At 71.3% G+C, this 6,547-nt stretch carries 5 protein-coding genes; 1 reads left to right on the forward strand and 4 read right to left on the reverse strand.

The features are described from left to right. From Aco03nite_RS29730 to Aco03nite_RS29740, 3 genes are read right to left on the reverse strand one after another with little or no spacing between them, the layout of a single operon-like run. Window positions 1-1,836 carry an L-lactate permease gene (locus Aco03nite_RS29730; RefSeq protein WP_203800530.1) on the reverse strand — a complete coding sequence of 612 codons (1,836 nt, stop codon included), beginning with the start codon at window positions 1,834-1,836 and terminating at the stop codon, window positions 1-3. 29 nt (window positions 1,837-1,865) lie between these two features. Beyond that, the gene (locus Aco03nite_RS29735; protein WP_203800531.1) at window positions 1,866-3,497 is read right to left on the reverse strand and encodes an amidohydrolase; all 1,632 of its coding nucleotides are present in this window, start codon (window positions 3,495-3,497) and stop codon (window positions 1,866-1,868) included. Continuing rightward, complete coding sequence (locus Aco03nite_RS29740; RefSeq protein ID WP_203800532.1) at window positions 3,497-4,795, reverse strand: MFS transporter; 1,299 nt, start codon at window positions 4,793-4,795, stop codon at window positions 3,497-3,499. Before Aco03nite_RS29740 ends, Aco03nite_RS29735 begins: the two co-directional genes overlap by 1 nt. A gap of 114 nt (window positions 4,796-4,909) precedes the next feature. Between Aco03nite_RS29740 and Aco03nite_RS29745 the strand changes: the two genes are divergently transcribed. Next, entirely contained in the window at window positions 4,910-5,815 is a 906-nt protein-coding gene (locus Aco03nite_RS29745) for a LysR family transcriptional regulator (protein ID WP_203800534.1), read from the forward strand. 142 nt (window positions 5,816-5,957) lie between these two features. Here the strand turns inward: Aco03nite_RS29745 and Aco03nite_RS29750 are convergent, their stop codons facing one another. Further along, the gene (locus tag Aco03nite_RS29750; protein WP_203800536.1) at window positions 5,958-6,488 is read right to left on the reverse strand and encodes a flavoprotein; all 531 of its coding nucleotides are present in this window, start codon (window positions 6,486-6,488) and stop codon (window positions 5,958-5,960) included. Between the last annotated feature and the right edge of the window lie 59 nt (window positions 6,489-6,547).

The raw sequence follows: 6,547 nt of genomic DNA on the forward strand, positions 1-6,547 counted from the left end.
TCACGGGACCATCCAGCCCAGCACCGGGGTCGCCTGCAGGGTGACCAGGACACACATGAACAGCAGCAGGATCAGGCTCCAGCCGACCACCCGGCGGAACAGGTCGCCTTCCTTGCCGGCCATGCCGACCGCGGACGCGGCGATCGCCAGGTTCTGCGGGCTGATCATCTTGCCGAGGACACCGCCGGACGAGTTCGCCGCCGCCAGCAGCAGCGGGTCCAGGCCGGCCTGCGCCGCGGTCTGCACCTGCAGGGCGCCGAACAGCGCGTTCGCCGACGTGTCGGAACCGGTCACGGCCACGCCGATCCAGCCGAGGATCGACGACAGGAACACGAACGCGGTGCCGGCCCCGGCCAGGAACTCGCCGAGGGTCGCGGTCTGCCCGGACTGGTTCAGCACGTACGCCAGGGCCAGCACCGCCATCACGGTCACGATGGCGTGGCGCAACTCGGCGTACGTACGACCATAGGCCCGAACCGCGGCCCCGGGCCGAACCCGCAGCACGATCGCGGTGAGAATGCCCGCAAAGATCATCAGGGTGCCGGCCGCCGGCAGCCAGCCGAAGGTGAAGTTGATCGACGACAGCGGTTTGCCGTTGGCACCGATCACGTCCAGCCCGGGCCAGGGAAAGACGACCGTCCACGGCTCGGCGGCCAGCGCCTTCTTGACCGGCCCCAGATTGGCGATCGAAAAGATCAAAATAATGATCAGATACGGCCCGTACGCCCGGAGCACCTCAACCGGCGAGTCGCGCTCCGGCGCCGCCGTCGCCACGTCGGCCGACGCAGACGCTCGCACCGGCTGGGGCCTTCCCTCCACCGCAGCGTCCCGCTCGGGCACCCCCTCCTGCCCGGCGGCCGACCTGATCGACGGATCCGTGGTGGTGGGTGAGTCCGGCGACGACGGAGAGTCGGGCCGATCCGCGCCGACCGACAAGGCCGCCGAGGTCGGGGACGCCGGGGAGGCGTGCAGGTCCGGGGACTCGGTGGGGCGCCAGACCCGTAGCAGCAGGACGACCGCTGCGGCGGCGAGCAGGGCGGCGATGATGTCGGTCAGCGGGACCGAGATGTAGTTGGAGGCCACGAACTGGGCCAGCCCGAAGACCAGGCCGGCGACGATCGCGGCCGGCCAGGTCTGCCGCACGCCGCGCCGGCCGTCGACCACGGCGACCAGCACCAGCGGCACGATCACCGCCAGGATCGGGGTCTGCCGGCCGACCATCGCGCCGAGCGTGTCGGTGGTGAGGCGCGGGTCGGCGACGGCGCCGGACGTCACCGTGCCGAGGGTGACGATCGGGGTGGCCAGGGCGCCGAACGCGACCGGCGCGGTGTTCGCGATCAGCGCGACGGCGGCGGCCCGCAGCGGCGGGAACCCGAGCGCCATCAGCATCACCACGGTCACCGCGACCGGCGTGCCGAACCCGGCGAGCGCCTCCAGGAGCGCCCCGAAGCAGAAAGCCACGATGATCGCCTGGATCCGCATGTCCGGGCTGACCCGTTCCATCGACCGGCGCAGCACGTCGAAGTGCCCGCTGACGACGGTCAGGTTGTAGACCCAGATCGCGTTGACGACGATCCACAGGATCGGGAAGAACCCGAACGCCGCACCCTCGGTCGCGGACAGCAGCGCCTGCCCGGCCGGCATCGAGTAGACCGCGATCGCGACGGCGAGAGACACCCCGAGCGAGATCAACCCGGCCAGCCAGGCCCGCATCCGCAGGACCCCGAGCAGCAGGAACAGCGTCAGCAACGGCAGCGCGGCGAAGATCGCCGACAGCGCGACGGAGCCGCCGACCGGGTCGGTCACGATCGTGAACTGTTCGAACATGGCAGCCATCCAGGTTCGTCGATCACCTTTACGGCAATCTACACCTGGTACGCGATCTCGCCACCCACGATCGTGCCCAGCACCCGCAGGTCGCGGATCTCCTCGGCCGCCACCGCCACCGGATCCCGGTCCAGCACCGCGAGATCGGCCAGCAGCCCCGGCACGATGCGGCCCTTCACGTGCTCCTGATGGGTGGCGTACGCCGAACCATGGGTGTAGGCCCGCAGCGCCTGCGCCGCGGTCAGCGCCTCGGACGGCACGAACGGCGCCCCCGACGCGGTACGCCGGTTCACCATGTCGTGCAGCCCCCACAACGGCGGCGAGTCCACGACCGGGGCGTCCGAACTGCCCGGCAGCTCCACCCCCGCGTCCACCCAGGTCCGCATCCGGTACAGCCCGGCCGCCCGCTCCGGCCCCATCGCCGCCAGCAGCCCGTCCCCGATCTCGGACACGAACCGCCCCTGCGGCACCGGGATCAGCCCCAGCTCGACGATCCGCCGCACCTGCCCGGGGCTCGCCACCGCACAGTGCTCGATCCGGTGCCGGGTGTCCGCCCGCGGGAACGACCGCTGCGCCTCGGCGTACGCGTCGAGGACCACGTCGAGCGCCGCGTCCCCGATCGCGTGTGTCGCCACCTGCCAGCCGTTGCGGTGCGCCCCGACGATCTGGGACCGCAGGTCACCGGCGTCCACCCGCAGATAGCCCCGCTCCCCCGGCGCGTCGTGGTAGTCACAGCACATCGCCGCGGTACGCCCGATCAGCGACCCGTCCGAGACGATCTTCACCCCGCCGACCCGCACCCAGTCGTCACCCAGGCCGGACCGCAGGCCCAGGTCCAGCCCGAACCCGTTCTCCCCGCCCCCGATCGGCCCGAAGTCGTGCAGCGCCTCGATGTACGGCATCACCGTCGCGCGTACCCGCAGCAGTCCGGAGTCCCGGGCGTCCTGGAACGCCCGCAGATCGGCCCGGGTGCTGCCCAGCCCGCCGACCCCGCCGATCCCCGGCTCGGTGACGCTGGTGATCCCCTCGGCCAGACAGTGCTCCGACGCCGCCGCCAGGGCCTGCGCCATCTGCGGCAACGGCACCGGGAACAGCACCGCCGACACCGGGTTCATCGCCGTCTCCTGCAGCAGCCCGGTCGGCACCCCGCGGTCGCGGACCACCGTGCCGCCGGGCACGTCCGGCAGAGCGTCCAGCCCGGTGAACCCGGCCGCCCGTGCCGCCGCCGAGTTCGCCACCGCCATGTGTTTGGACGTGTGCACCAGCCACACCGGATGCTCCGGTGCGATCCGGTCCAGCTGCTGCGCCGTCGGATGCACGCCGATCTTGTTCTGGTCGTAGCCGTTGCCGATCACCCACGCGCCGGCCGGCACCCGCCCCACCCGCTCGGCGACCGCGTCCAGCAGCGCCTCCAGCGTCGGCGCCACCGAGACCGACAGGTCCAGCTGCAGCTTCTCCCTACCGACCATGGAGAAGTGCTGGTGCGCGTCGTGGAAACCGGGCACCACCGTCGCGCCGCCCAGATCCACCACCCGGTGCGCGGTGACCCCGTCCAGGTCGTCGTCGAGCGCGGCGATCCGCCCCCGCCACACCCCGGCCCGGCGAGCCGTCGGCCGGGCGTCGTCCACCGTCCGGAACAGCGCGTTCTCGAAGATCACGTCGAGTTTCATCAGGCGCTCCGGACCTGGCGGCGGTTGTGGGCGGCCAGACCCACCACACCGGCGACCGTGACCAGCAGGATGATCACGTAGAAGACCGCGATCCCGCCCCAGCCACCGGTCCGGTTCACGATGAACTGGGCGATGAACGGGGTGGTGCCACCGATCAGCGTCGAACACAGCTGGTAGCTCACCGAGATCCCGGTGTACCGCACCTCGGGCGGGAACGCCGCCGCCAGGAAACCCGCCAGCACCGCGTAGTACGCCGAACCCGTAATGATGCTCAGCACCAGACCGAGCAGGATCGCGCCCGGCTGCGCCGTCTGCACCAGCAGGAACATCGGCAGGGCCACCACCACGTTGCCGAGCAGCGCCACCGTCATGAACCGGGCCGGGCCGACCCGCTCGGCGATCAGCGCCGCGAACGGCTGCCACAGGAACTGCACGATCGCCAGGACCAGCAGGATGTTCAGCATCGTCTGCCGCGGCACCGCCAGCTCCGACGTGGTGTACGACAGCATGAACGTGTTGGTGAAGTACGCCGCCCCGATGCCGCTCACACTCGCCATCAGCGCGAACACCACCGCGACCGGGTGCCGGGTCAGCACCTGCATGATCGGCGCCCGCTCCGGCTTCCGCTCCTCCACCCGCGCGGTGAACTCCGGCGTCTCCTCCACCTTCAGCCGCACCACCAGGCCGATCACCACCAGCACCGCGCTGATCAGGAACGGCACCCGCCAGCCCCAGGACAGGAACGCCGCGTCGTCCAACTGCGACGCCGCCAGGAACGCGAGGGTCGCCAGGATGCTGCCGGCCGGTGAGCCCTGCTGCACGAACATGCCGGCGAAGATGCCCCGGCCCTTCTCGGCGCTCTCCGACGCCATCAGCACCGCGCCGCCCCACTCGCCGCCGACCGCGACACCCTGCAGGAACCGCAGCAGCACCAGCAGGACCGGGGCGGCCACCCCGATCGTGTGGTACCCGGGCAGCAGGCCGATGCAGGTGGTCGCGGCGCCCATCAGGACCAGCGTGGTCACCAGCGTGCCGCGCCGGCCGAACCGGTCACCCAGATGCCCGAAGATCACGCCGCCCAGCGGCCGGGCCACAAACCCCACCCACAGCGTCGCGAACGACGCCAGCAGCCCGGCCGCCGGACTCGCCGACGGGAAGAAGACCGTCCCGAAGACGAGCGCGGCGGCGGTGCCGAAGATGTAGAAGTCGTACCACTCGACGGCGGTGCCGACGAAGGAGGCTATGCCCGCGCGCCGGGCACGCGCCGCGCGCTCCGGGGCGGTATCCAGTGTCGCCATCGTGTTTCTCCTGTTCGGCGAGGTGTCCGGTTCAGCCTCGACGGCCCGGCCCTTGCCGTCCAATGCCGGATGGTTGCGGTCTCCTTGCCTCTGAGGCAATGCGAGGATGCCGGCATGGAACTCCGCGTCCTGCGCTACTTCGTCGCCGTCGCCGAGGCGGGCAGCCTCACCGCCGGTGCCGACGCCGTCCGCATCAGCCAGCCCGCCGTCTCCCGCCAACTGCGCGCCCTGGAACGTGAGCTCGGCGCCGACCTGTTCACACGTGGCAACGGCCCGCTCCGGCTGACCCGCGCCGGGGACCGCATGCTCGTCGTGGCCCGTGACCTGCTGCGCCGGGACGCGATGGCCCGCCAGATCCTGCGCATCGAGGACCACACCGACCTGAGCGGCACCCCCGATCTCACCGTCGTCGCGCCGCTGGCCACCCTGCACGACATGCTCGCGCCGCTGATCGCCGAACGCGGCGCGTCCCTGCCGGTGATCGACGGCATCGAGATGGAACCGGCCGCCGTCTTCGACCAGATCCACGCCCTCGGCGCCGACCTCGGCCTGTCCACCTATCCTCCACCGGCCGGCTGGCGGTCCCGGCGGCTACCGGACATCCCGCTGTACGCCCAGGTCGCGCACGACCACCCGTACGCGGGACTGCCCCGGGTGGAACTGACCGATCTCCTGAACGACCCGCTGATCGTCATGAACCGCACCAACATGGCCCGCCTGGTCGTCGACGAGGCCCTGGCCGCCCTCGACCGCAGCCCCGCCCACCTGATCGAGATGCGGTCGTCGCTGCTGGCCCAGGGCGTGGCGGCGTCCGGCCGGGGCGTGGCCCTGCTGACCAACTGGCCCCGCTTCGACCTGGCCACGGTCCCGGTGACGGTGACCGGACAACCGGTCCGCATCCCGATGTACGCGGGCTGGGATCCTACGCACTACGCAGCCGACGTCCTGACCCGCTTGATCGACGAGATAGAGGTCTTCTGCGGTCGCGTAGTCAACGCCATACCCCCTAGAGCATCCTAGGAGACTAGTCATTTGGCAACTTGGCGATCGCCGCAGTGCCGCGATCGTCGCGGTGCCGAGGGGTCGAGGTGTTGAGGGGTCGAGGTGTTGAGGGGTCGAGGTGTTAAGGGGTCGCGGTGTCGAGGGGCCGCGGTGCCGAGCGTCAGCGCAAGGCGTGCACAGCCCGCTCCCACGGGAAGGCCGCGATCGCCTCGGCGCCGTCGGGAGTGTCGTGCGGCTCCCACTCACCGGGGCCGAACAGGACCGTCACGCCCTCCGCGCGCAGCTGTTCCACACTGCGCCGGAACGGTTCCCGAACGGCCAGGGCCCGGTTGACGTAGGGCAGCACCACCACCGGAATCCCCAGGCCGGGCGATTCGGCGAGCAGCCCCAGCACATATGTGTCGGCGATGCCGAGCGCGAACTTGTTGATCGTGTTGTAAGTGGCCGGCGCCAGGATGATCGCGTCCGGCCGGGGTGGCCGGGGATCGGTGGGCGCCCGGTATCTGCTGCGCACCGCCCGCCCGGTCTGCTCCTGAAGCGCCGCCGCGTCGATGAAGGCCAGCGCCGACGGCGTGGCCACCACCTGCACCTCCCACCCGTCGGCCTGGGCCAACGTCACCAGCCGCCCGACCTCACCGGCCGCGCCGGAAGCACAGACCAGAACGTAGAGCACCCGCCGCTCATTGATCATCGACCCACGATAGGCAGGCCGGGAAAGCCGCGGGTGAGGAGGGGGAAACGGCTGGCGGG

Source organism: Actinoplanes couchii (genome assembly GCF_016862075.1).
Taxonomy (GTDB): domain Bacteria; phylum Actinomycetota; class Actinomycetes; order Mycobacteriales; family Micromonosporaceae; genus Actinoplanes; species Actinoplanes couchii.

Excerpts from the sequence above, each read along its gene's own strand:
- Aco03nite_RS29740 (WP_203800532.1), bottom strand. The coding sequence starts at position 4,795 with ATGGCGACACTGGATACCGCCCCGGAGCGCGCGGCGCGTGCCCGGCGC.
- Aco03nite_RS29745 (WP_203800534.1), top strand. The coding sequence starts at position 4,910 with ATGGAACTCCGCGTCCTGCGCTACTTCGTCGCCGTCGCCGAGGCGGGC.
- Aco03nite_RS29730 (WP_203800530.1), bottom strand. The coding sequence starts at position 1,836 with ATGGCTGCCATGTTCGAACAGTTCACGATCGTGACCGACCCGGTCGGC.
- Aco03nite_RS29735 (WP_203800531.1), bottom strand. The coding sequence starts at position 3,497 with ATGAAACTCGACGTGATCTTCGAGAACGCGCTGTTCCGGACGGTGGAC.
- Aco03nite_RS29750 (WP_203800536.1), bottom strand. The coding sequence starts at position 6,488 with ATGATCAATGAGCGGCGGGTGCTCTACGTTCTGGTCTGTGCTTCCGGC.